Raw genomic sequence first — 26,752 nt, 5'->3', positions numbered from 1 at the left:
AAATCCAGCGAAAAAAGTCAATCCGGGCCGGTGACCGTTTTATTAAGGGCAGCCCCCGAGTTGAGTCCTATGTTCGGTTTTTTCGGCAAACGCCATTGGCACGGATTTGTTTCACGTTTAAATTCATTAAATGACGCAACAGATAACGGAAAAGCAGTTTTTTAATGCCGGAAAGGTTGCTGCCGTGTCTGGCATAAAAATCATCCGGTTGGTTATATACGCCGAAATCATCTGCAATACCGTCACTTTGTATATAAGTGTCCTGCCCCTGCCAGTCAATGTCAGGTGCAGCAAGACATTGAGTGGCAATGCCAAAACCTGAGAAGGACTGGCATTGGCCGGAAAAGCTGCTTTGTATTTGCTTCAAATAAGCTTTATCCAGAATGTAACCTTCCAGATTAACCCAGCGTTCGTCCTGATATACCTCAACCCAGCTATGGATAATGCGCTTGGGGGCGATGGCAAACAAATAGCCGGGAATGGCACCGCGTTGTAATTTGTTGTCAATGGTAAAACCATGGAGTCGTGCTGATATGCCAAGGGCACGCAATAGCGCCATAAATAAGGTGCCTTTGGTATTGCACTGGCCGTAACCATCGTTAAGTACCTGGCTTGCCGGTAAGCGGTCGTCTGCGTTATAGCCGAAGCGGATTTCATCGCGGACAAAAGTATAGGTTGCACCTATGGCATCATAGGGGGACAAATCCCGCCATTTCCTTCGTTTAATCAGGGCTTGTATCTGTGGGTGATTAAAGTCCAGCATAGGGGTTGCTAAAAGAAAATCTTCGGATAATGTCGCCATGGTTCGCTCTTGCTTAAGGGATCTGTGCCCAGCTTAGTCAATCCTTCAACAAGAAACTTGAATAAACCGGCTAGGTTTTTAGTAAAAGGGCATGAGCCTGCCTGATGGTCATACCGAAAGTATTTCGAAAAGTCCGGCTGAGATGGGCGCTGTCAGAAAACCCGGCCAGGTGGGCAGCCTCCGTCGCCGAGGCATTATTGACTATTGCCCGGACCGCGCACATCATGCGTCGCCACAATAGATAAGGGCGCCAGGCAATCCCCAATTCCTGACGAAATAAATGCAAAAAACGGCTTTCCGACAAGGCCAGTTGACTGGCGACTGCAGCAGCCCGCCAATTTGTTGGTTTGATACAGTCACCGTGTAAACATTGATCTAATTCGAAGACTAACTGCTGAATGCGCTTATCTGCCACCGTACTTTTATTAACAGGCAACACTTGCCTGGTGAGCTCTAATGCCTGAAACAAAGGGCTTAAAAACTCAATCAGCTCTTCATTCTGTGCCGGCGACTTCATTGTGCCCGAAAAGGATGAGTGAAATGTTTGCTGCGGTGCTCCTGCAAGTTTACCGGACAAGGCCTGCCCTAAAACGCTTTTTGGCTCAACCAGCAGTATCCAGCCTTCGGGCATCTGCAGTTGATGCTCCACTTGAGAGCCGATAATAGCTAACTCTGTTATATCCACGTTGTTTAATTTACAAAGCGAATCACTCTTGGGCCAAATGACTTGCATCGCATGGTGACTGTGAGCAGCAGCATCCAGACTGGCGCCATAGATAATGACGATGCCAGCCTCAATCCAAACACCGGGTTTCATCACACAATATGCCTTTTAAATGAAGAGAAGTTATATGTTGTCATAGCAGGGCAATATTGGCAAAAAGTTAACCCTTTTGTGCCGCAGTTAATGCGAAAGCGCTTGCTCAGGTATCAATGGAAACGCTTTTGTCATAACAATGCATAAAAAAGCCCTGTGGTTATACAGGGCTCGGTATTGGACTTAACGGTTAAAGTACCGCCGGAAGCTTTTGTTATGCTTTAGCCTGGGAGGCTTGCATCTTAATCCTCCGGGTCAATATCTTATTCGCCTGTTCAAACTTTCCCTGTTGGCTTAAGACGCTGGCCAGGGCTTCTAAGTCTGAAGCATCGTAGCCGGGAGTCTCCAATGCCAGCAGGCTGTTAAAGGCTCTTTCCGACATCTGCCATTGCTCGCTATTGAATGCCAGGTGTCCCAGGTAACTCAACCATTTTGCCTCTTGCTGATGTTTGCCCAGCTGCTTTTGTACCTGGGCGATCAAGGCGTCTCCCTGATGTACCGGCAATACCTGGAAAGCGCGTAGCTGCTGCTGGCGGGGATCTTTTTTCAGCACCGGCAACAAGATATCCGTTAAGGCATCATTAAGTTTGTTTTCTGCCAATACCCGGCAATAAGCCAGCAATACCGGCTCGCTTTGCTGGATTTTACGGGGCAGTTTTTTCCAGTAGGCAAACAGGGCATTTTGATCTGCCTGGCTGATGGTATCGTTAAAGATACCGGCAAAAGCCTCTCGCTCCCAGGCGGCGAGCTTTTCCTTGCTGATGGTTTTTTGTTTGCGTGCCGCTTTTAAATGTTCGATAGCGGCTTCGAACCTTTGCTCAATCAGGCACAGGTCGATTTCCAGTGCCAGCAGCCTGGCATCATGGCCGATATATTTATGATGATTATCGATCAGCTCCCGGGCTTTACTATATTCCCCCTGGCCGATAAATATTTTCACCTTAACCAGCACCCCTTCGAGTCCGGCATTTTTAATAAAATGTTTGTCTGTACCGACCCGCTCGAGATAATGGTTGCTGCCTGAGTTTTGCTTGTCTGCCGCAGAGGCCGCCAGTAAATAGGCGGTTTGTTCAAACTGTGGCAGCTGGGCACTTTTGGCCAGTAGCTGCTCCGCCTGGGCATAGTCATCTATTACATAGGCGGTAATGCCTTTGTTGAAATTTTTTAACGCGCGGCGCTGGCTGGCCCGTGTCAGTTTATGCCAGCCACCTAAACTAAATCTCAAACCGCCGCGCAGGATAAAAAGCACTGCCAGTAACACCAGAAACAGTGCCGTCAGCAGGTAAACCGCCGATAAAATAGTGGTTTGGTAGGCGGTATCGCCGCTGACAACCGTGATATAACCTTTGCCGTCAATCAGCATGGGGCCGATGGCAATGGCAGTAAGGATAGCCAGCAGTATCAGGCATAAGATCAGGATCAAGCGTTTCATAAGCTGGCTCCGTCCTGGTCAGCCTTAAGCTTTGGAAGCTGTTCTTCCGGCGTTTTTATCGCCGGTGGCTGGCCGTTTGCCTGCCCGGGTACGGCTGTATTGCTGTTGTTCTGGGCGATCACTTTACGTATTGCCGCCAGTGAGACCAGCTTGTCCGGATAATTGACCGTCAGGGTAGCCGGTTTGAGTTTTTCTATTGCCGCGATAAAGCCCTGGTTGGTTTTATTTTCGCTTTCGTAATACTGGTTGAGCCATTGCTGGATATCGTCCAGGGTTTGCCGGTAGATGGTGCTTTCCCCTTTACTGGCTGACCAGATGGCAAGCTGGAGTTTGAGTGCCAGGTTTTCCTGTAAGTTCTGCTGATGTTGCGGCGACAGCAAAGGATCGTCACCTTTAGTGCGCGGACGGCTGGTGATGATATAGTTCGCCCGGAATTTTTGCCAAACCTTGGCCAGGTTTTCCCGCCAGTCTGCGGGATCTGAGGTTAAGGTTAAATCTTGTGCCTGTTCCTGGTTTTGTTGCCGGTAAGGACGTGCCATTACCAGGCTGCCAAGCTGTTTGTCCAGTCCCATCAGGGTTAAAATTACTTGTGCGCTTTGCTGGCGCGGCAGCAGTTTAAGGGTTTCAATATCCTGAAAGATAAGCTGGCGTACCGGCAACAATGCCGGGTTATTCATTTGGCTTAAGCGTTTATCGGCATCGGTTAACAGGCTGATGGCGGTATCCGTGTTCTGCTCCAGCCACAGGGTGCGCGAGGCCATACGGATTAGATATTCTGCTTCGTTAAAAAGCCAGTTGCCGGGTTGTTCTTGTTGCAGTCCTTTCAGGGTCTGGTTTAATTGTGCCAGGTTTTGCTCGCTTTGGCTTTTCAGCGCGTTTATTTGCCGGTTAAAGTGCTCGGTCAGCTGTTGTTCCCGGGCCTGGAGTAACTGGCTCAGTTGTTGTTCACCGCTTTTTAATTTGGCTTCGAGTTGTTGGCTCAGCGTTTTCTGCGTTTGTGCTTGTTGCAGCGGCTGTTGCTGGCTTTGCCAGTAATATAAACCAGCGCTGCCGGCGCAGGCGAGCAGCGCCAGCATCAGGGCCAGCACGCCGGTTTTTGATACCTGAGCTGTTTTGTTATTTTCGTCTTTTTTCATCTTGGCTTTGATGGAGGCTTGATTGTTTTTATGGGCGCTGCCTGGCGGTTTTTTGTCAGTTGCCGGTGAAACGCCGGCCTTGTCCGCGGCACTCGCGTTTTCCTGAACAGTGTCTTCCGGTTGTTTTTGTTCAGTCATTTTCTGCTTCCGTTATTTGGGTCATAAGGTTAATTAAAGTGCCGGTAATGGCCTGGTCATCTGCCCCGCGGGCATTAACTACCCGTTGTAAACCAAGTGCTTTTGCCTTGGCGGCGATGCGTTCGCTGGCTACCACATATAAACAGGTCTTTTGCCAGAATTCATCCAGCGGGGCCAGGAGCTCGACGATGCGCTCGAGCAGGGCATTGCTGGTGATCACCATGCAGTTAATCGGCTTTGCCTGCCATTGCTGCGGGATATCCCTGGGCAATGATAGCCAAATCCTTTGATAAGATTCAAGATAATTCACCTTGGCTCCCCGCTCCCTTAAGGTTTGGGCCATCAGTTCCCGGCCGCCGTTGCCGCGGACAATAATGATCTGCCGCCCGTTAACGTCTGCCAGTTCCGGCAGGGCCAGCATGCCTTCACTGTTGTGTTCTTGCGGGCAAATCACGTTATCCATGCCGTATTGCTGCAAAGCCTTTTCGGTGGCGGCGCCGACGGCGATAACCCTGGCATGTTGCCAGTGTTGCAGCGGGTAGCTTTCATGGGCGTAGTTTACGGCGGCGACACTGACAAAAATCAGGATAGGATTGGGTGATAAGGTTAAAGTTTGTCTTATTTCATACTGGTCGGCCAGTGCCCGGTAAGAAAAAAGCGGTTGGTGGCTGGCACAGATGCCGAGTTGCGTTAACTTTTGCGCCAATACGCGGCCTTTTTCCTGTGGCCGCGTGATCAGTACCTTAAGCTTAGTGGTTGTCATAAACCTGCTTTAAAATCGCTGCTGCTCCTTGCGATAACAGGGTTTGGGCAAGTTGTTCACCTAAGTCTTCGCCCTGTTCAAGCGAGCCGGTGATCTCGCTGCGGATGATCTTGCTGCCGTCGACAGCGCCCACCAGGCCCCTGAGGTACAGCTGATCGCCTTGGATCACCGCATAACTGCCGATAGGCACCTGACAGCCCCCTTCCAGGGCCTTGTTCATAGCGCGCTCCGCCAGTACCCGCTGACGGGTAGCTAAATCTTCCAACGGCGCCAGTAAGGCCTTGATGGTGTCGTCGTCGGTGCGGCACTCTATGCCGACCGCGCCCTGGCCATTGGCGGGTAACATGACTTCAGGTTCGATATAGTCGCTGATGCGCTCACTCATTTCCAACCGGATCAAACCGGCGGAGGCTAAGATAATGGCATCGTATTCGCCGTCATCAAGTTTTCTTAAGCGGGTATTGACGTTACCGCGCAGATCGCGGATATCGAGATCGGGACGTAACTCTTTCAGCTGACACTGGCGACGCAGGCTTGAAGTACCGACTATGGCCCCCTGCGGTAATTCAGCCAATGTATTGTACTTGTTGGAAACAAAGGCATCGCGGGGATCTTCCCGCGGGCAGATGACTTCCAGCCCTAGTCCCGGGGGGAAATCGACCGGTACATCTTTCATCGAGTGTACCGCGATATCGGCGCGGTTTTCCAGCATGGCCACTTCCAGTTCTTTAACAAACAGGCCTTTGCCGCCGACTTTGGCCAGCGGGGTGTCCAGGATAATGTCGCCCTTGGTGGTCATAGGCACCAGTTCCACCGTGACTTGCGGATGAAAATGCTCCAGTTGCGCCTTTACATATTCTGCCTGCCACAGTGCCAGCGCACTTTTACGTGTCGCGATGCGAACCTTGGTTGTTTTCATTAAATACTCCTGACTTATTCGGATAAGGTAATGTCGGCATCTGCCTGTTTGCTGACCGCCGCAGATAAAAACTGCCAGAACTCATCCCCGGCCCTTTTATCGCGCCACTGGTTGTCCTGATAGGCGAAGTGATGGCCGTTGAATTTTGTCGCAACCCAAACTTCGTGTAACGGCGCTTGTTTGTTGAGAATTATTTTGCTGCCATTTTTGAAGGTCAGGGTTAATAATCCCCCGGCGCCTTCGTAATCGATATCATAACCACAGTCTTCGATTGCCTCTTCAACGGCAAGTAACAGGTCGTCTGCGATTAAATTATACTGGCTGTCATTCATTGATTGTCCTTTTACACGTATTAAGGCTTGTAATTGTTGATAAGCATGTGAGTATAATACCAATCACCTTAGATAAATGCACTTTCGCCGTATCTAAAGTGTGAAATACAATTGACCTACATCACTATCAGGGTAAATAAATCAATAAATGAGCATACAAGCAAATAAAACCTTACTCCTTGGCGGCCTTTTTTCCATCCTGGTATTAACTGCCTGCGGTAATAAAGGCCCTTTGTATCAGACGCCATCCGAGGAAGTACAACAGGCTGAAAGTAAGGCCGAAGAGCGGCATAGCGGCAGCCCTGAACAGGAAAAATAAACGTGGATTATTTTACCCGGAAAGATAACACCTTATTTGCGGAAGAATGCCGGGTCGCGGAGCTGGCGAAAAATTACGGTACCCCGCTTTATGTCTATTCCCGCGCCACCATAGAAAGGCACTGGCATGCCTTTGATGATGCCGCAGGCGAGCAACCGCACCTGATTTGTTATGCGGTTAAGGCCAACTCCAACCTGGCAATATTAAATCTGCTGGCCCGCTTGGGCTCAGGTTTTGATATTGTCTCCAAAGGAGAGCTGGCCCGGGTGCTGGCTGCCGGCGGTGATGCCGGCAAGGTGGTGTTTTCCGGGGTGGCGAAAAAATCCGATGAAATCCGTTATGCCCTCGAGCAGAAGATTTATTGTTTTAATGTCGAATCGGCGCCGGAACTGGCACGTATCAACCAGGTCGCGGGTGAGTTAGGGGTCAAGGCCCCGGTGTCTTTACGGGTCAATCCGGATGTTGATGCCGGCACCCATCCCTATATTTCCACCGGCTTAAAAGAAAATAAATTCGGTATCAGCATAGCAGATGCCGAGACCCTGTATGTAACCGCAGATCAGTTACCGCACCTTGAGGTCAAAGGCATAGATTGCCATATCGGCTCCCAGTTGACGGAATTAACCCCCTTTCTCGATGCCCTGGACCGGGTATTGGTGCTGATCAATAAGCTGGCGGCAAAAGGCATCAAGCTCTCGCACCTGGATGTTGGCGGCGGTTTAGGGGTGTGTTACCGGGATGAAACCCCGCCCCACCCGAAAGAATATGCCAGGGCGCTGGCGGAAAAGCTCGCCGGTTATGACTTGACCCTGCTGTATGAACCGGGACGGGCGATCATGGCCAATGCCGGTATTTTAGTCACCGAAGTCGAATTTTTAAAAACCAACCAGGACCGGCATTTTGCCATCGTCGATGCGGCGATGAACGACCTGCTGCGCCCGTCCCTGTACCAGTCCTGGCAGGAGATAATTCCGGTTGAACAGCGCCGGGATGTGGATGAACTAAGCTATGATGTAGTGGGCCCGGTTTGTGAAACCGGTGATTTTCTCGGCAAAGACCGCCTGTTGGCGATTAAAGCGGGTGATTTATTGGCGGTGCGCTCCGCCGGTGCTTATGGCTTTACCATGAGTTCAAACTATAATAGCCGGCCCCGGGCGGCGGAAGTGCTGGTGGATAAAGACACCAGCCACCTGATCCGGGAGCGGGAAAGTCTTGCCGGGCTTTGGCAGGGTGAAAGTATATTACCTTAACGGCTATGACCTGGAATTAAGCTTGACGCAAGATTATACCCAAACCACTTGGAAATGCAGGATTCAGCAAGACGAGAAACGGCTATATTCAAGGCATTAAATTTTACGAATAGTTATTCTATTTGAAGATTCAATAACGCAGGAGATAGCCGTTTATCGCCTTGCCCGAAGGGAGCTAAGCTAGAACATCAGTGCAGCGTTGCAACACTTTATAAGGGAATAACCATTATATGCGTATTGCGCCTTGCTCTGATGTCCTAGCTTAGCTCTGAACCTGCATTTCCAAGTGGCTTGGGTATGGGTTAAAATAACAAACGGGCTTTAACAGGAAGATAATATTAATGTTATTCAATTTTTCCAAAATGCATGGTTTAGGTAATGATTTCCTGGTTTTGGATAATGTTACACAAAATGTATTCCTCTCCAATGATCAAATCCGCCAGCTGGCGGACCGGCATTTTGGCGTCGGTTTTGATCAGCTGCTGGTGGTGGAGCCTCCCTATGATCCGGACTTAGATTTTCATTACCGGATATTTAATGCCGACGGCAGTGAAGTGGGCCAATGCGGTAACGGCGCCCGCTGTTTTGCCCGTTTTGTTCGCATGAAAGGCCTGATCAATAAAACTAAGATCCGCGTTTCCACCCAAGTGGGAAAAATGACCTTGTTTGTCGAGCGCGACGGTAAGATTTCCGTCAATATGCCGGTGCCTCAGTTTGAACCGGCGCAGATCCCCTTTAAGGCGCAAAAAGTAGAAGGCACCTATATTCTGCGCAGTGAGCATGAAACCGTGTTATGCGGCGTGGTCTCTATGGGCAACCCCCATTGCGTGTTGACGGTGGACTCGGTAAAAGAGGCACCGGTTGATACTTTAGGTGAAGAATTATCCCACCATGAAAGATTTCCGAAACAGGCCAATGTCGGTTTTATGGAAGTGGTTTCCCCGGAATATATTAAACTGCGTGTTTATGAGCGCGGTGCAGGTGAAACTCTGGCTTGCGGCAGCGGCGCCTGTGCTGCCGTGGTGATCGGACAAATGCAAAAAAAATTAGCAAAACAGGTAACCGTGGAATTACCCGGCGGCAAATTACGAATTTACTGGAAAGGCCCGGGCAGTCCGGTGAAAATGTCCGGCCCTGCGGTACATGTTTTTGATGGACAATTAAATTTATGAGTGAAAATAAACGAGTGCCGGAACAAGAGCTGGCATTGACGGATGAGTTAATCGCAGATTATTTGCTGGATAATCCCGAGTTTTTTAACCGGGCACCGCATGTATTAACGGCCCTGCGCCTGGCGGATCCCCACAGGGGCACGATTTCCCTGGTTGAACGTCAGCAACAGCAGCTCAGGCAGAAAGTACAGTCGCTGGAAGAAGAGATCACCCAGTTGATGTCGGTGGCCAATCATAATGAACGCCTGTTTATGCTCTACAGCGATCTCTACCTGAGGTTGATTGATTGCGATTCGGCGGCAGAACTGCTGGACTGCTTGCATCGGGCCACCACTGAGCTGTTGTCGCTGTCTCAGCTGAAATTATGGTTAACCGGGGAATTTAGTCTGGACCATGCCAGCCTGAGTCAAAATGACTGCGGCGGTATCCTGCAAAACCGCCTGGCGGAGGAAGATTATTATTTTGGCCGGTTGCAACAAAGCGAGCAGCAGCTGATTTTTTCCGGTCCGACCCTGGGCTCTGTGGTGCTGATCAAGCTGAGCCATGAGCAGCAAACTTTAGGCTTTTTAGCCATCAGCAGCGACGATGCCGAGCACTTTGACCCGCGTATGGACACCCTGCTACTGGGGCAATTCAGAAAGCTGGTGGCGAAATTATTGCTACAGCAGCTGCAACAGGATTAATACCCGGATGAAACTTTATCGCCGCCTGCAGCCGGTAAAAGCCATCAGTTTTGATCTCGATGATACCCTGTATAGCAATTATCCGGTGATGATGGCGGCCAATGCCGGTATGGCAGCTTATTTTGCCACTGTGCCCGATCTGCAGCCGATGTTAACGCAATGCCAGGATATCAATTTCTGGTTCTTTCACCGTGCCCGGGTGCTACAACAACAGCCGGCACTAAAACATGACGTGAGCGCCCTGCGGATTGAAAGTTATTATCTTGGTTTTTTGGCGCTGAATTTCACGCCGGATGAGGCCAGGTTGCAAGCCAAGGCGGCCATGGCAGAATTTGTGCTGTTACGCAGCAATATTGATGTACCCCCTGGCATACACGCCGTACTGGCAGCATTAGCCGAGCAATATCCCCTGGTAGCCATCAGCAATGGTAATGTCGATACCCGCGCCATCGGTCTTGATGGTTATTTCCAAGGCATTTATCATGCCGGTAAAGGCATCAGGCAAAAACCCGCCCTGGACATGTTTGCACTGGCCTGTGAACAGCTGGCCATTGCTCCCGGGCAATTGTTGCATGTCGGTGATTGCGGCCGGGCAGATATTTTCGGCGCGGCAGCGGCCGGTTGCCAGAGTGCCTGGTTCCCGACTTTTGGTGTCGGCAAACCCCTGACGGTACTGCCGGATATCGAATTAACGGAGGTCGGCGAACTGAGCTTTTTGCTGATCTAAGTGCTTTTCGCTGCTCCGGCTCCCTGCCCCCTTGACCTCAATATACTTGCCTTGTGGCTTTCATCTTAGACTAAGGGAAGACTCTTTCGCTTTATTACTGCTTTTTTTTACAGTTGTTTGCTACAATAACCATCATTTTTCTTGATCGTTAGTTTTTATGGATGTTTCCGAGTTACTTGATGGCTTAAACGACCAGCAGCGGGAAATCGTCGCTGCCCCTTTGCAAAATATGTTGGTGCTGGCCGGCGCCGGTAGCGGTAAAACCCGGGTGCTGGTACAGCGTATTGCCTGGCTGATGAAAGTCGAGCAAGTATCTTCCCATGCGGTATTGGCAGTTACCTTTACCAATAAGGCGGCGGCAGAAATGCGCTCCCGGGTCGAGCAGGTGGTCGACGGCAACGTCCATGGCATGTGGGTGGGTACTTTTCACGGCCTGGCGCACCGCCTGTTAAGGATGCATTTTCAGGAAGCCAACTTACCCCAGGCCTTTCAGGTGCTTGACTCTGATGATCAGCTGCGCCTGGTCAAACGTATCATACGTTCATTAAATTTGGATGAAAAACGCTGGCCCGCCAAACAGGCGCAGTGGTATATCAACGGCAAGAAAGACGAGGGCATCAGGCCCCGGCATATCGAGGCCCATTTTGATCCGACGGAACAAACCTTTGTCCAGATCTACAGTGCCTATCAGCAGGCCTGTGACCGCGCCGGTTTGGTGGATTTTGCCGAACTGTTATTGCGGGCCCATGAACTCTGGCTCAATAATCCCGTATTGTTAAGTCATTACCAGCAAAGGTTTTCCCATATCCTGGTGGACGAGTTCCAGGATACCAATGCCATCCAGTACGCCTGGCTAACCATGCTGGGCAAAGCGCGCAGCAATGTCATGATAGTCGGCGATGACGACCAGTCCATTTATGGCTGGCGCGGGGCGAAAATCGAGAATATTCAGCGGTTTTTAAAGGATTTCGAGCAGGCGAAGACTATACGGCTGGAGCAGAACTACCGCTCGACCGCCAATATTCTTAATGCCGCCAATAAACTGATTGCCAATAATAATAACCGTTTAGGTAAGGAGTTATGGACCCAGGACGATGCCGGCGAAAAGATTTCTATCTATACCGCCTTTAATGAAATCGATGAAGCACGTTTTATTGCCGGGCGTATCGAAGCGTGGCGCCAGGATAACGGCTCTTTGGATCAGGTTGCCATTTTATACCGCAGCAATGCCCAGTCCCGTTTATTGGAAGAAGCCCTGTTGCAGGCGCAGCTGCCCTATCGTATCTATGGCGGTTTACGCTTCTTTGAACGTCAGGAAATTAAAGACGCGTTGGCGTATATGCGCTTGATCAACAATCGTGATGATGACGCCGCCTTTGAACGCATTATCAATACCCCGACCCGGGGCATAGGCAATCAAACTTTGGCCATCGTCCGCGACGCCGCCAAGAGCCTGGAGACCACCTTGTGGCAAGCCTGTCAGCAAATGCTGAGCAGCGGCCAGCTTAAGGGACGCAGTGCGAAAACCATAGGTCTGTTTATTGAATTGATCGACAGCCTGGAAGATGACTCCTGCAACCTGGATCTCGATCAGCAGGCCAATTTTGTTATCAGCAACAGTGGTTTAAAAGCCATGTATCAGGCGGAAAAAGGCGAGCGCGCCGAAGCCAGGATAGAAAACCTTAACGAGCTGGTCACCGCCTGTCAGACCTTTGAAATGGATCCCGAGCTGGAAGACGAACAAAGCCAGCTAACGGCATTTTTAACCCATGCGGCGCTGGAATCCGGCGAGTCCCAGGCGGACGATTATGAAGCCGCGGTGCAGCTGATGACCATGCACTCCGCCAAAGGCCTGGAGTTCCCGCTGGTATTTATTGCCGGCATTGAAGAAGGCATGTTCCCGTCCCAGCAATCGGTTGAAGATATCAGTCGGCTGGAAGAAGAGCGCCGCCTGTGTTACGTTGGTATGACAAGGGCCATGAACAAACTATACTTATGTCATGCCGAGAGCCGACGATTATACGGGCAAGAAAAATACCATAAGCCCAGTCGCTTTATCAGGGAGTTACCCGAGTCTTGCGTTGAAGAAATTCGTTTGCAAAGCCAGGTTTCCCGTCCGGCAACAACAGGACGTTTTTCATCGACCTTTACCACAGAGTCTTTTGAAAATACGGGATTTACTTTGGGTCAGCGGGTAGAGCACAGTAAGTTTGGCGAAGGTGTGGTGCTTAATTACGAAGGCAGCGGCGCACAAAGCCGCATCCAGGTGAATTTTGACGGTTTGGGCAGTAAATGGTTGGTAGTGGCCTATGCGAATTTACAACCAATAACATAACAGGAACTCAGGATGGCACAACGGCTATTAGTGATAGAAGACAGTAAACCTATTGCCCGGGTGATCGGGCAGATAGGCAAGGCGTTAAACTTTCAGGTAACTGTTGCCACCACCCTGGCACAAGTGGAAGAAATCCTGCAGGGGGATACAGATTTTTTTGCCGCCACCATAGATTATTCCCTGCCGGATGCCAATTATGGCGAAGCCATAGATTGCGTGCTTTCCCACGGCATTCCCGGCGTGGTCATGACGGGAAAAATGGATGATGATACCCGGCAGGACATCTTGGCCCGGCCGGTGATCGATTATATCCCCAAAGAAAACAGTCAGGCGTTTTTGTATCTTAAACGCATCTTGCACAGCCAGCAGACCAACCACCAGCACGGTATTTTAGTGGTGGACGATTCCAGCTCGGCCCGTAACCATATTGTTGAATTATTAAAGCGGCGTAATTTCTCCGTGTATGTCGCTGCTAACGGCGTGAAAGCCCTGGAAGTGCTGAAGCAGCAACCGGGCATTAAAATGGTGATCACCGATCTGGAAATGCCGGAAATGGACGGTATTGAGCTCACCAATGAACTGCGCAAGTTATATCCCAGGGATCAACTGGCGGTAGTGGGGATTTCCGGGGCGGAAAACGGCCTGCATTCGGCGCGCTTTATTAAAAACGGTGCCGACGACTTTTTGCGTAAGCCATTCTGCCCGGAAGAATTTTATTGCCGCATTACCCAGAATATTGAAAACCTCAGTAATATCGAACAAATTAAAAAAGCCGCCAGCACCGACTTTCTTACCGGGCTGGCCAACCGCAGGGCATTTTTCCATGATGCCGATATCAGGTTAAACGAATATATCAAGCATAAAACTCCCTATTGCCTGGCGATGCTGGATATTGATTTGTTTAAAGGTATTAATGATAAATATGGCCATGATGCCGGGGATCATGTGCTTAAGGTAGTTGCCTTGTATATGCGCAAGCACCTGGGTAAAGGCAGCCTTGCCCGTCTCGGCGGGGAAGAGTTTGCCGTGCTGTTAACCGGTGAAGATGAAGATCAGTTGTTTGAAAAATTAGATGATTTTCGCCGGGAAATTGCGGTTGCCCAAATTGCCTATGATCAGCAGCATATCAGCGTGACCGTGAGTCTGGGGGTGATTTTTAACAGCAATCAGGAACTGGCGCGGCAACTACATCTGGCGGATAACGCCCTTTATCAGGCCAAGGAAAATGGTCGTAACCAAATTGCCACCAGTGAGGTTAACGAGTAAGGCTGAGCCGGGGCCGTTGACTGCTAGTCGGGTACCGGCCCTGCTTTAGGGGAAATTTGTGTGAAACAGGGGAAGTCAGTCATACTTGCTAAATCAGAAGATTGATTGCCGGGTAGTCTCCGGTTTAAGTTTTGTCTAACTGTTGCCTCTTATCACAGCGCTAAGATGGAAAACGATCTGAACTAAGTGGCTATTCTGCTGATGAAAGAGAGCAATATCTATGGTGTGGAGGCCGTTACTTCGTCATATCACGGTTTTGTTGTTGCTTTACCTGCTGAGCTATCCCGGCCACTCAGCCGGGGCACAAGATCTTGACAGCGACCAGGTGAAAGCCGCCTATTTATTTAATTTCATTAAACATATTACCTGGCCGGATGAAAACAACAAAAGCGGCTATATTATTGCCGTTTATGACGATGCCAAATTCTACCGGATTTTAAAAACCTCCCTGTCACAGCGCAAGGTCAAAGGCAAAAGCATTTCCGTGATTGCCCTTGAGCAGCCGCAACGGGAAACAGGCCAGGATCTGCTCTACATTCCCGCCCATCACAATGCCGACGTACCGAGGTTAACTACACTTTTTCGGCAAACCCATACCCTGGTGATCACCGATGAAAGCCAGTACAGGCATGATGTGATGATCAATTTACGCAGTAATGCGCAAACATCGGCAATCTCCTTTGAAGTCAATAAATCGAATATCCTCTACGAGGGACTGAGCATGTCGGCCGAGCTGCTGTTATTTGGCGGCACTGAGCTTGATGTTGCTACCTTATACCGGGAAACCGAACTGGCGATGCAGAAAACCCGGCAAAGGGAGATCAGTTTGAATAAAAAGATCATGGTGCAACAGCAGGCCCTGGCCAGCTCACAAAAACAACTGACCGAGCTGGATCTCAAGCTCAAGCAAAGAACCGCTGAGCTGGATAAGCAGCAGCAAGAATTAAATGTGCTAAAACGTGATATTGCGGAAAAATTGCAAGGACTCAAGGATAAGGAGCAAGAGTTAACCAGCATAGTGGAGTTGCTGGACGGGGCAGAAAAAGAATTGTTAACCCAGCAGGAGTCCGTGGTGGCGCAAGAGTTGGCTAACCAGAAAATGGCGAAAAAAATCGATGCAAACCGGGATATCCTGTTGGAACAGCAAGTTCATATCGACCAACAACTGGCGCAGCTGCAACAACAAAAAAAGGAATTGCTTAACCGTAATGAAATTATTGACGAGCAGCAAACGTATCTGGCCATTACCACGGTATTGGTCCTGGTGGCCTTGAGCGTATCCGCCTTAGTGGTGCTGTTGTTTATCAAAAACAAAAAAACCACGGCCACGCTCAGTGCCACCCTGAATAACCTTAAAGATACCCAGGAGCAACTGATCCAGTCGGAGAAGCTGGCTTCCTTAGGCACGCTGACGGCGGGTATTGCCCATGAAATCAATACCCCTTTGGGGATTGCCGTGACCTCCACCAGTATGGGCATGGAAAGTACCCAGGCTATCCGTCAGCAGTACAGCGCCGGTAAGCTAACCAAAGCCAAGATGGAAAAATACTTCAGTAGCATAGAGCAGTCTTCGAAAATGAATACCCAGGCGCTTGAGCGGGTGATCGACCTGCTCAATAACTTTAAACAGGTCGCCGCCGATCAAGTGGTGGGGGAAGCCAGGGAGATCAACCTGCACGATTATATCGAGGAAGTCATGAGCACCTTGTTTGCAGAAATGAAAAAGCATCAGGTGCAATATCGGTTTTCCGGTGATCTGGATGTGACTATTACCACGATCCCCGGGGCTTTTGCCCAGGTATTGACAAACCTGGTGACTAACTCCATCAAACATGGTTTCGAGCATAAAAGCGCGGGCACGATTTCAATCCGGCTGGAGCAACTGTCTGGCGGCGGGGTCAAGCTGATTTACCAGGACGATGGTCACGGCATGAACCAGGAAGTACAAAACAATATTTACGAACCGTTTTTTACCACCAAAAGGAACATGGGCGGCACCGGGCTGGGCATGAACATTGTCTATAACATTATCATTAAGAACCTTGCAGGAGAGATCGCCATTAAGAGCGCGCCGGATCAGGGGGTAACCTTTACCATTGTCTTGCCGCAAAGGGTGCCCGATCCGACATAACCGGGCACGCCTGAGGTGTTAACGGCAATTAAGCGGTAGCTTTTCTTCCCCTGAAAGACTCATAACTGAAGATCACCAACGCCAGCCAGATAAAAACAAAGGTGGTAAGTTTGGCTGTCTGCAGCGGCTCATTGTAAAGGACAGTCGCCAGGACAAACATGATGCTCGGCCCTATATATTGGAAAAAGCCCAGGGCGGAAAGGGTCAGGCGTTTGGCGGCGGCGGTAAAGCATAACAGCGGCGCCGTGGTCACCACCCCGGCCATAACCAAGGTGACATTTAAGCTTAGGCTGTTGCTGAACATGTCTGTTGTCGGGCTGGAGATAAAAAAGCCCCAATAAAGCAGGGCAATCGGCACCATCAAACTGGACTCCACCAGCAGGCCGACAAAGGAGTCCACCTGCATTTTTTTACGCAATAAGCCGTAGACACCAAAGGTGCCCGCCAGCGCCAGGGAAATCACAGGTAACGAACCCAGCATCACCAGCTGGATCAAAACCCCGATAATCGCCAGTATCACGGCAAATTTTTGCCACTTTCTCAGGCGTTCGCCGAGGAAAATCATGCCCAGGGCAACGCTGAGCAGGGGATTGATATAATAGCCCAGACTGGCATCAAGCAAGTGATCGTTATTAATCGCCCAGATAAATAAAAACCAGTTGCTTGCCAGTATCACTGCGGTTAAGGTCAGGCGGAATAACAGCTTGGGCTCTTGCATCAAGGCTTTGACCTGCGGCCATTTCTTCATGGCGATCACCACAAGCAATAACAGCAGGCTGGACCAAATGACCCTGTGCACCAGGATTTCATCCGCCCCGACATCGGTCAGTAACTTAAAATACAGCGGGGCTATGCCCCACATTAAATAAGCACTTACCGCATTAACAATGCCGTTTCTTTTTTCTGTGGATAATGACGGGGATGTAGACATAATAACTCGGGGTTTGTGTGATACTGCGACAGGGCGGCATGATAGCACAGCCGCCCTGTCGCGCCCACCATCTAAGCCTGAGTTTATGTTAACGACTGAGGGGCTAGCCCACCATATAAGTGCCTGTCCCGAAGGCTAAATGCTGGCCCTGCTCGTTATGCATTTCCATCCGGGTGACCGCAACTTTGCTGCCGCTGCGGATCACTTTGGCGGTGACGATAAACTCTTCCCCCCTGCCGGGACGAAGAAAATCGGTACGTAAATCTATGGTGCCGAGTTTGCCCAAACTGCTTTGGATCATTTGCGGTGACATATCATCGAGCTGGTCGATGATATTGGCGGCGGCGACCATGCCGCCGGTAAAGTCCAGCGCCGAGGCGGTCACGCCGCCATGTAAGATTTTTTGCAACGGGTTGCCGATCAACTTATCCTGCCAGTCAAAACGAATTTCCGATTCTTCACTGTCAAAGCGGGTGATGCGTATACCCAGCTCCTGGTTGAAGGGGATACTGTTCATCCAGAACTCGGTTATTTGTTTATATATTAATTGCTTGTCCATAGTTTTTACTTGTCTGCTGCAAGCTGGTCTGATGTGTTGTGTTATTAGACTAGCATTTAATTGCCGGGATCATAAAATAATTCTCCACGGATTATGCCTGTCTGGGGTAAAATGCCGCCATTCTCATTATAAACTGGCTTTATTGTTGAACATCCCATCCCCTGACACGATAAAAGAGCAGTTGCTTGCGACTTTAAAACATCATTTTGGTTATTCGTCGTTCCGCCCCGGGCAGGAAGCGATCATTACCAATTTGCTGCAAAACCGGGACAGCCTGGTGCTGATGCCGACCGGCGGCGGAAAATCCATGTGTTACCAACTGCCTGCGGTGATGCTGCCGGGGGTGACCATAGTGATTTCTCCCCTGATTGCCTTGATGAAAGATCAGGTGGACAGCCTGACCCACCAGGGAATCCCCGCGGCCTTTGTTAATTCCAGTTTGGATCAGCAAACCATTAACGATATTTTCCGTCGTTTGGGCAATAATGAAATTAAACTTTTATATGTTGCCCCAGAACGCCTGACCCAGGGCTATTTCCTGCAGGGGCTGGCAGATTTAAATATCAGCTTGTTTGCCATAGACGAAGCCCATTGTATTTCCCAGTGGGGGCATGACTTCAGACCGGCTTATACCCGGCTGAACTGTTTAAAAGAAACATTTCCGCATGTGCCTGTGATGGCGTTAACCGCTACCGCCGATGTCACTACCCGCAAAGATATTCTTGACCAGCTGGCGCTGCGGGAGCCCTATATTCATCTGGACAGCTTTGACCGTCCCAATATCCGTTATACCCTGGCGGAAAAATATGATGGCGACCAGCAAGTCCTCGGTTATATTCGCAAAAGAGGCGAAGAGTCCGGTATCGTTTATTGCAACAGCCGCTGGCAGGTGGAAAAACTTGCGAAGTTTTTAGCCACTAAAGGGGTGAATTGTGCCGCTTACCATGCGGGTATGGAAGTGGAGATCCGCAATTCGGTCCAGGAAGGTTTTACCAAAGACAACATCCAGGTGGTGGTGGCGACGGTAGCCTTTGGTTTGGGGATCAATAAGCCGAATGTGCGTTTTGTGATCCATTTTGAGCCGCCGAAAACCCTGGAAGGCTATTATCAGGAGATTGGCCGCGCCGGCCGGGACGGTTTGTCGGCGGAGGCACTGTTTTTATATGATGATCAGGATATCGGCCGCATTAAAAAGCGTATTTCCCAGGGGGAAAACGAGCAAAGGGTCAATGTCGAGTTGCAGCGCTTTCAGGCAATGACCGGTTTTGTGGAGGCGCAAACCTGTCGCCGCCAGGTGGTGCTTAACTATTTTGCCGAATTTACCGAGCAGGGTTGCGGCAACTGTGATATTTGCCTGGATCCCCCCAGTTTGTTTGATGCCACCGAAGCGGCGCAAAAAGTGTTGTCTTGCGTTTACCGCATTAAAGAGCAAGGGGACATTCAATATGTGATCGAGGTTTTGCGCGGGCAAAGTACCCCGAAAATCATGAAAGCAACCCATGACAAAGTCTCCACTTTTGGCATCGGCCGGACCAAGACCCCGGGTTACTGGTTTTCCATTATCCGCCAGCTGATCCACCTGGGTTACCTGCAGCAGGATATTTCCCGGCAATCTTGTCTGTGTCTAACACAAGAGGCGCGCTCGGTATTAAAAGCGCAGGAGCCTTTGATGCTGGCCAGTCCGAGATTGCAGCAGGCCAGTTACTGGCAAAGTAAACAGCAAGAAAAACAATACGATCGTGCGCTATTTGCCAAGCTGCGCTCATTACGTAAAGAGATTGCCGATGCCGAAGATATTGCACCCTTTATTGTCTTTAATGACGCCACCTTGTCTGAGCTGGCCCGTATCCAGCCCAAAAGCACCCGTGCCATGCTCAATATCAGCGGTATCGGGGATGTTAAACTGGCCCGTTACGGCAAGCCTTTCTTAGATCTGATCCAGGAACATACCGGTTAACAGACTTGGTATGTGTGAATAAAAATACAAGCAAAAAAAAAACGCTCAATGAGCGTTTTTTAGGTAATTCGTACTTGGTTTTTCAAATAAACAGAGGCTTATTTTAAGCCGGCAAAGTAAGCGGAAAGGTTCGCGATGTCATCATCACTTAGCGGCATGGCCATAGGCGCCATTACCGGATCTTTACGGGCTCCGCTTTTGAAATCTTTCAGTTGCTTGGCCAGGTAAGCTTCTTTTTGACCGGCTAAGTTAGGGTACATAGGGATAGCTGAGATACCGGCTGCACCATGACATGCCGCACACATAGCTGCTTTGGCTTTACCTTTAGCCGCATCACCACCGGCAAAAGCCGGAGCCGTCATCATAACCATTGCCGTAACGGCAAGAGTAAGTTTTTTCATAGTTTTCATCTCTCTTTGAGGAGTAAAGTTTTATTTATGCCTGGGGCGATTATATGTAAAAAGCGCTAAGCTGTCCTTGATTTTTTTAGAATTAAATTGGTTCCAAATCAAATAAAAGTTAAAAAAATTCATAAGTGGCACTTTTATTCCTTTACTGTTTTCTGCTCCCCTGCTACCGGTGTTTTTCAGTGGCTCAAGTACCGCAGAAAGTACGATAATGACGATCGCCGTCGGCGGGTAAATCCTGAAATTTTTGGGTTTGCGGCAATAACTTATAGGGAGTACGCAATACGGTGAGAAAATCGTCAATCTCCCGGCTATCCCCGCTTTGTTCGTATTCCGTTAAAATGGCCTCGACATGGTGGTTTCTCGGGATCACTACAGGGTTGGTGTCTGCCATTAGGGATTTTGCCGTATCGGCCGTTATGCCCTCATCAGTCAGCAAAGTACGCCATTTGCCGTACCAGGGACCCAGTTCGTGACTGAGTTTTGCTGCTTCTTCAGCATTTTCCAGCGATAAGGTCAGTCTGGCAAAAGTTTGGGTATAATCTAATTCCTGCTCCTGCATTTGGGCTAACAAGTCTTCGGCCAATGAAGCGGTCGGCCCGCCTGCCTGTTCGTTGCTTTGCGCGGTAAGGCTCGCCATGCCCAGCTTGTTGGCTAACATCAACTGATATGCCTGTTCGAAATCCCGGGAAAATTGCCGGATCAGCGGCTCTGCCAAAGCTACGGCTTTTTCCGGGATCTCATCTATCAGGGGCAGCAGGGCTTCCGCCAGTCGTGCCATATTCCATTGGCCGATAGCCGCCTGATTGCCAAAGGCATATCGGCCCCGGGTATCGATAGAGCTGAAAACCGTTCCAGGATGATAAATCCCCATCATGGCACAGGGGCCAAAATCTATGGTTTCCCCGGAAATCGCGGTATTGTCGGTATTCATCACCCCGTGAATAAAGCCGACCCTGAGCCAGTTGACGATCAAGGTGATCTGCTTATCGATCACTGCACTGAGGAAGTGCAGTACTCTCTGACTGCGATCTAAATCGCTATTGAGGGTTATTTCGGGAAAATGGCGATTAATGGCAAATCCGGTTAAGGCTTCCAGCGACTCGAGGTCTCCCCGGGCGGCGAAATATTCAAAGGTACCGACCCGGATGTGGCTGGCGGCCACCCGGGTAACAACCGCCCCCGGTTTGGCCGTCTCCCGAAAAACCAAATCGCCGGTTGCCGTCACCGCCAGGCAGCGGGAGCTGGGGACGCCGAGGGCATACATGGCTTCACTCATGATATATTCGCGTACCGCCGGGCCTATGGCGCATTTGCCGTCCCCCTGGCGGGAAAAACGTGTCTGTCCCGAGCCTTTGAGCTGGATATCATAGCGCAAACCGTTATCGCTGAGCACTTCGCCGAGTAAATGGGCGCGACCATCCCCCAGTTGGGGATTAAAGCTGCCAAACTGGTGACCGGCATACGCCTGGGCTATCGGATCGGCACCTTCCAAAATGCGGTTGCCGGAGAAATACTGGGCCAATAAAGCTTTATCCCGGCAAAAGTCCCCGGTTAACAGTAGCTGATCTGCCAGTTCCTGATTCCACAGCAAGAGTTGTGGCCTGGATACCTGGGCGGGGGAAGTGCGTTGATAAAATACATTGTCGAGCTGGCTGTAGCTATTGGAAAATTTCATCTTGGTTTTGGCTGTTACTGAGCGGGAACTCTGGTTATCTTACCATGTCCTGATAAGAGAAACGTAATAACCGGATGTGATTTATTCTTTTGCTAAAGCAGAGTAATATTGCCGTCATTATGTTCGATATTTTCCCGGAGCCCTTATGCCGCAAACCAGTTCGTACTTACCGGCCAATATACAATTAGTCGATCAGCAGATGATCACCCTGGTTTTCAATCCATACTGGTACCAGGAAGATATTGCGGTATTAACTGAGTTGATATTAGTAGCCTTGGGGCAGGTATCACCCAAAAATACTGTGGTTGGTGCGGACCGGGAGGATGTTCATTTTTACTGGCGCGATGTCTGTTATATTCTTTATTTTGAAACCAATAGCCAGTCCTGCTGGCTCGAAGCCGAAAGCGGCGAAGATCACGCCTTATTGACAGAAATGTATCAGCTGCTGGTGCAGGAATTGTCCTGAGTGAAGCGGTAAAGTTAATTTTCCTGGGCTGTGGCCACCCGGTTGCGGCCGTCTTTTTGTGCCCTGGTGACCGCCTTGCGGCTTCGCATTAAGACCTGCTGTACCGGCTCGGGGGCCGTCATTTCACTGATCCCCAGTGAAATCGTGGTTTTTGGCAGCCGGGTGCCGGTCTGGCTGCTGATAAAACGTAACTTTTCTATGCCCTGGCGGATTTTCTCGGCGATCTCTTTGGCGGCCGTGCTGTTGATATCCGGCAATAAGATCACAAATTCATCACCGCCGCTGCGCACGGGTAAGCCGCTTTTATCGACATAACTGCTGATTTTGGTGGCGATTTTTGACAGGATGACATCGCTGATCAGCGGGCCGAAATTATCGCTGTACTGGAAAAAATGGTCGATATTAATGGCGATGGCCGCTATTTTCCTGTCGGGGATTTCTTTAAACCACAATTCCAGGTGTTGGGCCATGGCTTTGGTATTAAACAGGCCGGTTAAGGGATCCAGATAAACTTCCTGCCGCACTTCCTCGAGTTCATCCAGTAAAACCGCGGTTTGCTGCTGAGACTTTTTCAATTTTTTTAGCAGCTGACGCTGTTGTTGTTTTAATGCCGTGGCGCTTTTGAGTAGCTGCTGCAGTGCCCGGGCAGATTTGGCCTGATCTGCTGAGGTTATTGCTTCGACCCCGCTTTCCAGCTCGCCGATAAAACGGCTGGTACTGGCACAGGAGCGCTGGCAGTTTTGACCGAGATCGGCTGCGATATTGTCAAGGTCTGTAACTATCTCTTCCCGGAATTTGCTCTGCCCGAGAATGTACTGGCGATAGCTTTCTTCGATAAAAAAAGCGTCGAGGCGTTTATGCCGGCTTAGGCGGCGCTTTATTGCGGCGATCAAAGGGGCGTTTTTGCCATCGACATAATCATAACCCACGGCATAATTGACCGGCGTGGCGGGCAGTTGCCATTGCTGAAGTTGTGCTATGGCCCGGTTCATTTTTTGATTCGCTTGTTTTATGGAATCATGGTGTTTCACCACGTTACCTCTTTTTATTATGCTTCTGCCGGGCTGTTCTTTGCTGTTAAGCGGGCATGAATTAAACCACAAGCCAGGGGCGCTGCTGATACGTTTTGCTTGTTAATTGCAAACGAAAAAATTACTCGCCTTTGATGGTCTCTAATTTATAACGCTTGTTATCACTTGCCTGAGAATAGCGGTTATTCTCCTGTAAAACAGGAAGAAGGTCTACCGTTAAATTGTAAAGATGGCAAAAGTCTGAAAGTTAACAAAAAAACGGATAAAATTACGGGGAAGTATGTCGGATAAAAAAGAGGGAAGGCCAGCAAAGTTACCGTGGGAACAACCGAAAGCGATCAATAAAGATAAGCCCCCACTATATCTCTATTCAGCGTATAAACCCGGTGGTTCCGCTACCCTAGGTTTCCCCTTAGGCCGGTAACTTTGCGTCCCTGATTTTCACCAGGTTTGCCTTTATCAAGCTTTTTCAGCTCACCCAACATTATAAGGCCGACATTTCAGATGTAAACCAAAATTATTCACACACAAGCAAATCTTTCTTAAGTTTTTGATTTTGTGTTGTTTTAATGCCTACTGTCCGGCAGGTGGCTTTCTGTTTCTTTAAAGTAAAATCAACACCGGCTTTTCCTGTTCACCCGGTATATTTTCAGGGTATATTATGGGGATAAACCATGACCCGCCCGACGAGCATTAATTTTTGCGGTGTTTATTCAGCGCAGAAAAATGGAGTGATTACCACAGATGAAGTTGTGCTCTTTGATTATTCTTTTTAGTTTGATCGGCCTGCCTGTGTCGGCACATCAGCAAACACAAGAATATTTAGCGATAGAGGAAAATATAACCCGGGTAGAAGATTATTATTTGCGCCAGGACGAAAACTTACCTTATGAGGCCGTGGTCAGCTTGTCGAGTCAGGTGGTACAGAACCGGCAGTATTACAGCAGCAATACCCTGGCTAAAGTCTTTGCCCTGCTTGCGGATGCCGCAGCCAGTAAAGGGGACTTAGTCGGTGCCATGCAATTTGCCCAAGACGGCCTGACAATCAACATCATTGAGCCATCCCTGCGGTTAGATCTTTTGCTTAAGGTGGCAAAAGGCCATTTTGCCAGGGGCAATTTTCAGCGGGTATTTGATATCGCCGCTGAAATGTTAGTGTTGGCCGATGGGGCACAGGCGATGAAGTACCGGCTGATGGCGCTGGCCTATCGGGCGATGAGTAATGCCCTGTTAAATTATGCCGAACAGGCGCTGTCGGATCTGCACCAGGTGGATCAGCTTTTGGCCAGGCATCAGGAGCTTTCCCAAACCCTGGAGTTATTACAGTTGCTGGCACAAACCCGCTTTTACCTGCATGATTATCAAAGTGCGTTAAGCATGCAGCAAGCTATTTTAAAAATGCGCTTTGATTTATCGAAAAAAAAGAATATAGAACAAACCTATCTACAGTTGGCGCAGGCTTACCGGTTTAGCGGCAAACTCGATGATGCCTATCATGCCTTCTGGGAGGCGAAAACTTTTGCCGAAGAAAAATCCGCCGTGATTTTAGTCGGTTATGCGCAGTTGGGATTGGGACAGGTGCTATTCGCCCAGGGAGCCTATGGTGAGGCGGACAAGGCGCTGGTGACAGCGGAAAATTTATTTAAAGGGGAAAACCTGAAAAGCCCCTACCTGACCACATTGATCGCCTTAGCGAAAACCCGTCAGGAACGCCGGGGACCTGCGTCTGCCTACCCATATTTGCTGCGGGCGGAAAAGCTGGCGGAAAATATGGAGCTGGCCCGGGAGCATATCGATTTATATCCGTTATTGTCGGCCATGTACCGGGGGCAACAGGATATTCCCCGGGCCCTGCACGCTTTGCTTACCTATACCGAGCTTCATGAGCAATTTCTCTTGAATAAACCTTTACCGGCACTTGAAGGGCCGGCGTTACTGACCAGTGAGAAAAGCAAACAGCTGGCGGCTAAGCTGGTAGAAAAAAATGCCCTGCATGCCAGTTTTTCTGAAAAGTACCAGATACAGCAAAAAATTATTATGATTTTGGCGGTGCTGGTGATCCTGTTGATGCTGTTTTTACTTGCTGGCTGGCTAAAATACCGGGCGAAAAAGCTGAACCTGGCGTATGACGAAGTTGAGCAGGCATCGGATGTACTGGCGAGCCCGGTGAAGATCAAACAGATTTACCAGCTGGCTTATAAAATGGCGCGTAAATATGAATACCCGCTGACGGTAGGTTATTTATCCATTAATAATTGGAAAGAGCTGAGCTTTCGTTTTAACAAAAAAATATTGATGGAAGTGACTAAAACGGTCGCGACTTTAGTCAATGAATATTCCGGGGAATTTGATCGGGCGGGTATGCTGGATGAAGGAGAATATTTGCTCTTGTGCCCCCATCAAAGCGGGCAAGAAGTGGAAGAAAAATTACGTAAGTTGACGGAATCAATTAAAGTACGTTTTTTTGCCAATTTAGGTGAGTTTTCAGTTAACATTACCTTCTCTTATGATGTGCCAAGTGTTCAGGACATAGATCCCTATGTGTTTCTGGCGAAATTAACTGACTCTATGGGAAATAAGTCTTTGTCGTAACAGGTTGTAAAATATGATTTTTGTTCTGTCTTTATTGCTTATCTTTGTCTTGGTAAGTGTTTATTTTTTCTTTCGTGCTGAAAAGTTGCAGCAGGAGTTGCGGTTGGCCAAGCGTGATGCCAGCAATGCCCAAAAAGAAAATAAATCCCTGGTAGAAGTTTTATTGCAGGTGTCGACCCGGTATGAAGAGTTTTCCCAGCACAGGCTGCAAACCATTAAGGACAGGCTGGCCCAGCTGGAAGGGGACGACAGGCAACTGCTGATCATTAGCCCGCTAATTAAAAATTACTCGCTTATTTTCCGGGAGTCTATGAAAGGTAAGGCGCAATTGAAGGCCATTACCCAGAAGTGTTACGAAAGTCAGAAAAAGCATTCTTATAAGGAATTTACTACTTTTATTGCCGGCTGCGAGTCCCATGTCAAACGCATGTGGTCGGGTAATAACCTTAATGGTTTTATCTCTTTGGTAGAGGCGCTGTTATATGAACAAAACAACCAGTTGCTTGATCGTCTCAGCGAGAAAACCGCAGAGCCCCAGGAGCAGGAAAGGTAAGACCTTTTTAGAGGGCTTGGTTAAGTCCGGATAGTGATCTTTGGCCGGGTATCGATATCGCCGTCGGCGGTGATGGTGGCAGCCTCCCGGTTACACATGAGTACCGCCAGGTTGCCGGCACGGCTGCAGCGGATAAAAGCCAGATCATAGCCGAATTGGGTCAGGCTGCTGGCGGCAAACTTCTGCGCTAAGGTCAGCTTGTCCCACAGCATTGACTTATCAGGGGAGTGATGTCTTCTTTCTAATAATGTATCCCTTGCGAATTCCTGCACGTACTTCTCCATTGGTGTTTAGCGCTTACTTATTTTATATCAGACAACGAGTAAAATTAGCCCGAAGATAAGCCCAGTATAACA

Annotated in this window: 25 protein-coding genes and 1 riboswitch; of the genes, 12 read left to right on the top strand and 13 right to left on the bottom strand. The window is 49.4% G+C overall.

What is annotated here, in order from left to right; all coding sequences use genetic code 11:
* Positions 1-67 precede the first annotated feature (67 nt).
* From SG35_RS28030 to cyaY, 7 genes are all read right to left on the bottom strand, one after another.
* Entirely contained in the window at positions 68-802 is a 735-nt protein-coding gene (locus tag SG35_RS28030) for a transglutaminase-like domain-containing protein (RefSeq protein WP_044834382.1), read from the bottom strand.
* Between the two features lie 70 nt (positions 803-872).
* Positions 873-1,619: an AraC family transcriptional regulator gene (locus SG35_RS28025; RefSeq protein ID WP_044834381.1), complete on the bottom strand. Its 747-nt coding sequence runs from the start codon at positions 1,617-1,619 to the stop codon at positions 873-875.
* A 214-nt stretch (positions 1,620-1,833) separates the two neighbouring features.
* Positions 1,834-3,051, bottom strand: coding sequence for a heme biosynthesis HemY N-terminal domain-containing protein (locus tag SG35_RS28020; protein ID WP_044834380.1), 1,218 nt, complete (start codon positions 3,049-3,051; stop codon positions 1,834-1,836).
* Positions 3,048-4,325, bottom strand: coding sequence for a uroporphyrinogen-III C-methyltransferase (locus tag SG35_RS28015; protein WP_053043232.1), 1,278 nt, complete (start codon positions 4,323-4,325; stop codon positions 3,048-3,050). Before SG35_RS28015 ends, SG35_RS28020 begins: the two co-directional genes overlap by 4 nt.
* Positions 4,318-5,088 (bottom strand): uroporphyrinogen-III synthase, encoded by a 771-nt coding sequence (locus SG35_RS28010; RefSeq protein ID WP_044834379.1) that lies wholly within the window; start codon positions 5,086-5,088, stop codon positions 4,318-4,320. The genes SG35_RS28015 and SG35_RS28010 overlap by 8 nt, the downstream gene beginning before the upstream one ends.
* Entirely contained in the window at positions 5,075-6,007 is a 933-nt protein-coding gene (gene hemC, locus SG35_RS28005) for a hydroxymethylbilane synthase (protein WP_044834378.1), read from the bottom strand. Before hemC ends, SG35_RS28010 begins: the two co-directional genes overlap by 14 nt.
* Positions 6,008-6,021: 14 nt before the next feature.
* Positions 6,022-6,339, bottom strand: coding sequence for an iron donor protein CyaY (gene cyaY, locus SG35_RS28000; protein ID WP_044834377.1), 318 nt, complete (start codon positions 6,337-6,339; stop codon positions 6,022-6,024).
* A gap of 148 nt (positions 6,340-6,487) precedes the next feature.
* Here cyaY and lptM point away from each other — a divergent pair, with 148 nt between their 5' ends.
* From lptM to SG35_RS27960, 8 genes are all read left to right on the top strand, one after another.
* On the top strand, positions 6,488-6,658 hold the full coding sequence (gene lptM, locus SG35_RS27995; RefSeq protein ID WP_160298332.1) for an LPS translocon maturation chaperone LptM: 171 nt from the start codon (positions 6,488-6,490) through the stop codon (positions 6,656-6,658).
* 2 nt (positions 6,659-6,660) lie between these two features.
* A complete protein-coding gene (gene lysA, locus SG35_RS27990) occupies positions 6,661-7,908 on the top strand; it encodes a diaminopimelate decarboxylase (RefSeq protein WP_044834376.1) in 1,248 nt (415 codons plus the stop codon).
* Positions 7,909-8,249: 341 nt separating this feature from the next.
* Positions 8,250-9,080 (top strand): diaminopimelate epimerase, encoded by an 831-nt coding sequence (gene dapF / locus SG35_RS27985; RefSeq protein WP_044834375.1) that lies wholly within the window; start codon positions 8,250-8,252, stop codon positions 9,078-9,080.
* On the top strand, positions 9,077-9,763 hold the full coding sequence (locus SG35_RS27980) for a DUF484 family protein (protein WP_044834374.1): 687 nt from the start codon (positions 9,077-9,079) through the stop codon (positions 9,761-9,763). The genes dapF and SG35_RS27980 overlap by 4 nt, the downstream gene beginning before the upstream one ends.
* A 7-nt stretch (positions 9,764-9,770) precedes the next feature.
* Entirely contained in the window at positions 9,771-10,490 is a 720-nt protein-coding gene (locus SG35_RS27975; RefSeq protein WP_044834373.1) for an HAD-IA family hydrolase, read from the top strand.
* Between the two features lie 157 nt (positions 10,491-10,647).
* A complete protein-coding gene (gene uvrD, locus SG35_RS27970) occupies positions 10,648-12,825 on the top strand; it encodes a DNA helicase II (RefSeq protein ID WP_044834372.1) in 2,178 nt (725 codons plus the stop codon).
* A 12-nt stretch (positions 12,826-12,837) separates the two neighbouring features.
* The gene (locus SG35_RS27965; protein WP_044834371.1) at positions 12,838-14,091 is read left to right on the top strand and encodes a diguanylate cyclase; all 1,254 of its coding nucleotides are present in this window, start codon (positions 12,838-12,840) and stop codon (positions 14,089-14,091) included.
* Between the two features lie 220 nt (positions 14,092-14,311).
* Positions 14,312-16,222, top strand: a complete 1,911-nt coding sequence (locus SG35_RS27960; protein ID WP_053043231.1) for a YfiR/HmsC family protein — start codon at positions 14,312-14,314, stop codon at positions 16,220-16,222.
* A gap of 28 nt (positions 16,223-16,250) precedes the next feature.
* Here the strand turns inward: SG35_RS27960 and rarD are convergent, their stop codons facing one another.
* Together rarD and SG35_RS27950 are read right to left on the bottom strand one after the other, a co-directional pair.
* Complete coding sequence (rarD, locus tag SG35_RS27955) at positions 16,251-17,153, bottom strand: EamA family transporter RarD (RefSeq protein WP_084692867.1); 903 nt, start codon at positions 17,151-17,153, stop codon at positions 16,251-16,253.
* Positions 17,154-17,256: 103 nt separating this feature from the next.
* Positions 17,257-17,712, bottom strand: a complete 456-nt coding sequence (locus SG35_RS27950) for a thioesterase family protein (RefSeq protein WP_044834369.1) — start codon at positions 17,710-17,712, stop codon at positions 17,257-17,259.
* A 151-nt stretch (positions 17,713-17,863) separates the two neighbouring features.
* Here SG35_RS27950 and recQ point away from each other — a divergent pair, with 151 nt between their 5' ends.
* Complete coding sequence (gene recQ / locus SG35_RS27945) at positions 17,864-19,669, top strand: DNA helicase RecQ (RefSeq protein ID WP_420794574.1); 1,806 nt, start codon at positions 17,864-17,866, stop codon at positions 19,667-19,669.
* A gap of 98 nt (positions 19,670-19,767) precedes the next feature.
* Here the strand turns inward: recQ and SG35_RS27940 are convergent, their stop codons facing one another.
* Together SG35_RS27940 and SG35_RS27935 are read right to left on the bottom strand one after the other, a co-directional pair.
* Positions 19,768-20,070 carry a c-type cytochrome gene (locus tag SG35_RS27940; protein WP_044834484.1) on the bottom strand — a complete coding sequence of 101 codons (303 nt, stop codon included), beginning with the start codon at positions 20,068-20,070 and terminating at the stop codon, positions 19,768-19,770.
* A gap of 193 nt (positions 20,071-20,263) precedes the next feature.
* Positions 20,264-21,754: a protein adenylyltransferase SelO gene (locus SG35_RS27935; protein WP_044834367.1), complete on the bottom strand. Its 1,491-nt coding sequence runs from the start codon at positions 21,752-21,754 to the stop codon at positions 20,264-20,266.
* Between the two features lie 145 nt (positions 21,755-21,899).
* Here SG35_RS27935 and SG35_RS27930 point away from each other — a divergent pair, with 145 nt between their 5' ends.
* Complete coding sequence (locus SG35_RS27930) at positions 21,900-22,220, top strand: DUF3630 family protein (protein WP_044834366.1); 321 nt, start codon at positions 21,900-21,902, stop codon at positions 22,218-22,220.
* 14 nt (positions 22,221-22,234) lie between these two features.
* On the opposite strand, the gene SG35_RS27925 is transcribed toward SG35_RS27930, so the two are convergent.
* Positions 22,235-23,251, bottom strand: a complete 1,017-nt coding sequence (locus SG35_RS27925) for a diguanylate cyclase domain-containing protein (protein ID WP_044834483.1) — start codon at positions 23,249-23,251, stop codon at positions 22,235-22,237.
* A 382-nt stretch (positions 23,252-23,633) separates the two neighbouring features.
* Positions 23,634-23,716: riboswitch (cyclic di-GMP riboswitch) on the bottom strand.
* A gap of 279 nt (positions 23,717-23,995) precedes the next feature.
* Here SG35_RS27925 and SG35_RS27920 point away from each other — a divergent pair.
* A complete protein-coding gene (locus SG35_RS27920) occupies positions 23,996-25,843 on the top strand; it encodes a tetratricopeptide repeat protein (protein WP_044834365.1) in 1,848 nt (615 codons plus the stop codon).
* A gap of 13 nt (positions 25,844-25,856) precedes the next feature.
* Complete coding sequence (locus SG35_RS27915) at positions 25,857-26,396, top strand: hypothetical protein (protein WP_044834364.1); 540 nt, start codon at positions 25,857-25,859, stop codon at positions 26,394-26,396.
* A 20-nt stretch (positions 26,397-26,416) separates the two neighbouring features.
* Here SG35_RS27915 and SG35_RS27910 read toward each other — a convergent pair whose 3' ends face one another.
* A complete protein-coding gene (locus SG35_RS27910; protein ID WP_236702642.1) occupies positions 26,417-26,668 on the bottom strand; it encodes a hypothetical protein in 252 nt (83 codons plus the stop codon).
* Positions 26,669-26,752: the final 84 nt, after the last annotated feature.

Source organism: Thalassomonas actiniarum, from assembly GCF_000948975.2.
Lineage (GTDB): Bacteria > Pseudomonadota > Gammaproteobacteria > Enterobacterales > Alteromonadaceae > Thalassomonas > Thalassomonas actiniarum.
The sequence above is the reverse complement of the archived record's forward strand: the minus strand, read 5'-3'. Positions and strand labels throughout refer to the sequence as shown.

What these genes read in the sequence shown, in the direction of transcription:
- SG35_RS27980 (WP_044834374.1), top strand. Translation starts at nt 9,077, where the DNA reads ATGAGTGAAAATAAACGAGTGCCGGAACAAGAGCTGGCATTGACGGAT.
- rarD (WP_084692867.1), bottom strand. Translation starts at nt 17,153, where the DNA reads ATGTCTACATCCCCGTCATTATCCACAGAAAAAAGAAACGGCATTGTT.
- hemC (WP_044834378.1), bottom strand. Translation starts at nt 6,007, where the DNA reads ATGAAAACAACCAAGGTTCGCATCGCGACACGTAAAAGTGCGCTGGCA.
- SG35_RS28030 (WP_044834382.1), bottom strand. Translation starts at nt 802, where the DNA reads ATGGCGACATTATCCGAAGATTTTCTTTTAGCAACCCCTATGCTGGAC.
- SG35_RS27915 (WP_044834364.1), top strand. Translation starts at nt 25,857, where the DNA reads ATGATTTTTGTTCTGTCTTTATTGCTTATCTTTGTCTTGGTAAGTGTT.
- SG35_RS28025 (WP_044834381.1), bottom strand. Translation starts at nt 1,619, where the DNA reads ATGAAACCCGGTGTTTGGATTGAGGCTGGCATCGTCATTATCTATGGC.
- SG35_RS27930 (WP_044834366.1), top strand. Translation starts at nt 21,900, where the DNA reads ATGCCGCAAACCAGTTCGTACTTACCGGCCAATATACAATTAGTCGAT.
- SG35_RS28015 (WP_053043232.1), bottom strand. Translation starts at nt 4,325, where the DNA reads ATGACTGAACAAAAACAACCGGAAGACACTGTTCAGGAAAACGCGAGT.
- SG35_RS27935 (WP_044834367.1), bottom strand. Translation starts at nt 21,754, where the DNA reads ATGAAATTTTCCAATAGCTACAGCCAGCTCGACAATGTATTTTATCAA.
- SG35_RS27950 (WP_044834369.1), bottom strand. Translation starts at nt 17,712, where the DNA reads ATGGACAAGCAATTAATATATAAACAAATAACCGAGTTCTGGATGAAC.
- SG35_RS27920 (WP_044834365.1), top strand. Translation starts at nt 23,996, where the DNA reads ATGAAGTTGTGCTCTTTGATTATTCTTTTTAGTTTGATCGGCCTGCCT.
- dapF (WP_044834375.1), top strand. Translation starts at nt 8,250, where the DNA reads ATGTTATTCAATTTTTCCAAAATGCATGGTTTAGGTAATGATTTCCTG.
- SG35_RS28020 (WP_044834380.1), bottom strand. Translation starts at nt 3,051, where the DNA reads ATGAAACGCTTGATCCTGATCTTATGCCTGATACTGCTGGCTATCCTT.
- SG35_RS27960 (WP_053043231.1), top strand. Translation starts at nt 14,312, where the DNA reads ATGGTGTGGAGGCCGTTACTTCGTCATATCACGGTTTTGTTGTTGCTT.
- cyaY (WP_044834377.1), bottom strand. Translation starts at nt 6,339, where the DNA reads ATGAATGACAGCCAGTATAATTTAATCGCAGACGACCTGTTACTTGCC.
- SG35_RS28010 (WP_044834379.1), bottom strand. Translation starts at nt 5,088, where the DNA reads ATGACAACCACTAAGCTTAAGGTACTGATCACGCGGCCACAGGAAAAA.
- SG35_RS27965 (WP_044834371.1), top strand. Translation starts at nt 12,838, where the DNA reads ATGGCACAACGGCTATTAGTGATAGAAGACAGTAAACCTATTGCCCGG.
- lptM (WP_160298332.1), top strand. Translation starts at nt 6,488, where the DNA reads ATGAGCATACAAGCAAATAAAACCTTACTCCTTGGCGGCCTTTTTTCC.
- SG35_RS27975 (WP_044834373.1), top strand. Translation starts at nt 9,771, where the DNA reads ATGAAACTTTATCGCCGCCTGCAGCCGGTAAAAGCCATCAGTTTTGAT.
- SG35_RS27940 (WP_044834484.1), bottom strand. Translation starts at nt 20,070, where the DNA reads ATGAAAAAACTTACTCTTGCCGTTACGGCAATGGTTATGATGACGGCT.
- uvrD (WP_044834372.1), top strand. Translation starts at nt 10,648, where the DNA reads ATGGATGTTTCCGAGTTACTTGATGGCTTAAACGACCAGCAGCGGGAA.